Below are 1683 nucleotides of genomic sequence, written 5' to 3'. Positions count from 1 at the left end.
GGTTTCGACCGGCTCAACCAACGACCAGCCCCGGCACTCCGTCCTGGATGGCGAAGGAGGCTTTCGTGCTGACGGGGGATCCCGGCGTCGTGACGTAGTCCAGCACCCGGAAGTCAGCGGTCATTGCATCCTTCGTGATGCGGGTGTTCACGTAGCCGCGGTTGTCGTTGTAGAACTTCAGGTGCGGGTTCCAGGCCATGACCGGGTCCGTGGTGGAGCCGGTGCCGTTGCCGGTGGAGGTGATGGAGGTGCAGACGAGTTCCGAGCCGACGACGGGGGAGGCGGGGTCCTTGTAGTCGACCTTGAGGTCGTTGGCCCAGTTGCGGTGGACGTCGCCGGTGAGGACCACGGCGTTGCGGACGTTCGCGTCCACCCAGCCTTGGGTGATTCGGCGGCGTGAGGCGGCGTAGCCGTCCCATCCGTCCATGGAGACGTCGTCGATCTCGGGCGCCTGGTTGCGGTCCTTTTCGGCGAAGAAGACCTGCTGGCCCAGGATGTCCCAGCGCTGGGTGGAGTTCTTGAAGCCGTCCAGCAGCCACTTCTCCTGCTCGGCGCCGGTGATGGTGCGGTCCTCGGCCAGTCGTTCGGTGACGTTCTTCTTCCAGCCGTCCCCGGCGAGCTGGTCGTCACGGTACTGCCGGGTGTCCATCATGTGGAAGTTGGCCAGCTGGCCCCACTGGATGGTGCGGTAGATCTTCATGTCAAACCCGGCCGGCACGGACGAGGCCCGCAGCGGCATGTTCTCGTAGTACGCCTGGAACGCGGCGGACCGGCGCTGCCGGAAACGCTCGGTGGTGTCGTTGAGCTGGGCGGCGTCCTTGTTTTCGGGGATCTCGTCCGCCCAGTTGTTGTCCACCTCGTGGTCATCCCAGACCACCAGCCATGGCGCGACCGCGTGCGCGGCCTGCAGGTCGGCGTCGGACTTGTACTGCGCGTGCCGCTGCCGGTAGCCGGCCAGGCTGGAAGTTTCGGGGCCCTGGTGGTCGCGCGGGTTGCCGCCGCCGATCACGTAGCTGTCCTTCTTGTACTCGTAGATGTAGTCGCCGAGGTGCAGCACCAGGTCCGGGTGGTCCTGGGCGAGCCGCGAGTAGGCGGTGAAGTAGCCGTGCTCGTACTGCGAGCAGCTGGCGAACGCCATGGCCAGCGCCGCCGGCGTCTCGTGCGGCGCCGGGCTGGTGAGCGTGCGGCCCACCACGCTGACGTGCCGGCCGGTGCGGAACCGGTAGAAGTACTCGCGCCCCGGCCGCAGGCCCTTGAGTTCGACGTGCACCGAGTGGGCGGTTTCGATCCGGGCCTGCTCGACGCCGCGGGCTACTACGGTGCGCATGCCGGCGTCCTCGGCCACTTCCCAGGCCACCGCGACGTTGCGGGAGGGCATGCCGCCCTGGCCGTCCTCCGCCAGAGGGTCCAGAGCCAGCCGGGTCCAGATCACGAAGCCGTCCGGCCACGGCTCGCCGGAGGCGATGCCCAGCAGGAACGGATCGGTGCGGAGGCCGGCGTCGTCCGCTGTGGAAACGGCGACGGCGGCACCCGGCCAGGCGGCGACGAGCCCGGCCCCGAGACTGGCGGAAAGGAGGGATCTACGTGAAATGTTATCCATGGCTTCGACCGTAGGCAGGCCGGTTGGACAGTTTGTAAGGGCGGCGTGAATGGGTGGTTAACTGCGTGACAAAAACTGTCGAT

General features: G+C 67.4%; 1 protein-coding gene. It reads right to left on the bottom strand.

The features are described from left to right. Positions 1-13: 13 nt before the first annotated feature. Positions 14-1600, bottom strand: coding sequence for an alkaline phosphatase D family protein (locus NG701_RS00020; RefSeq protein ID WP_252563037.1), 1587 nt, complete (start codon positions 1598-1600; stop codon positions 14-16). Between the last annotated feature and the right edge of the window lie 83 nt (positions 1601-1683).

The sequence above is a fragment of the Pseudarthrobacter cellobiosi genome, assembly GCF_023913815.1.
Classification (GTDB): Bacteria; Actinomycetota; Actinomycetes; order Actinomycetales; family Micrococcaceae; genus Arthrobacter; species Arthrobacter cellobiosi.
Note: the sequence above shows the minus strand (reverse complement) of the source record. Positions and strands in the feature narration are given on the sequence as shown.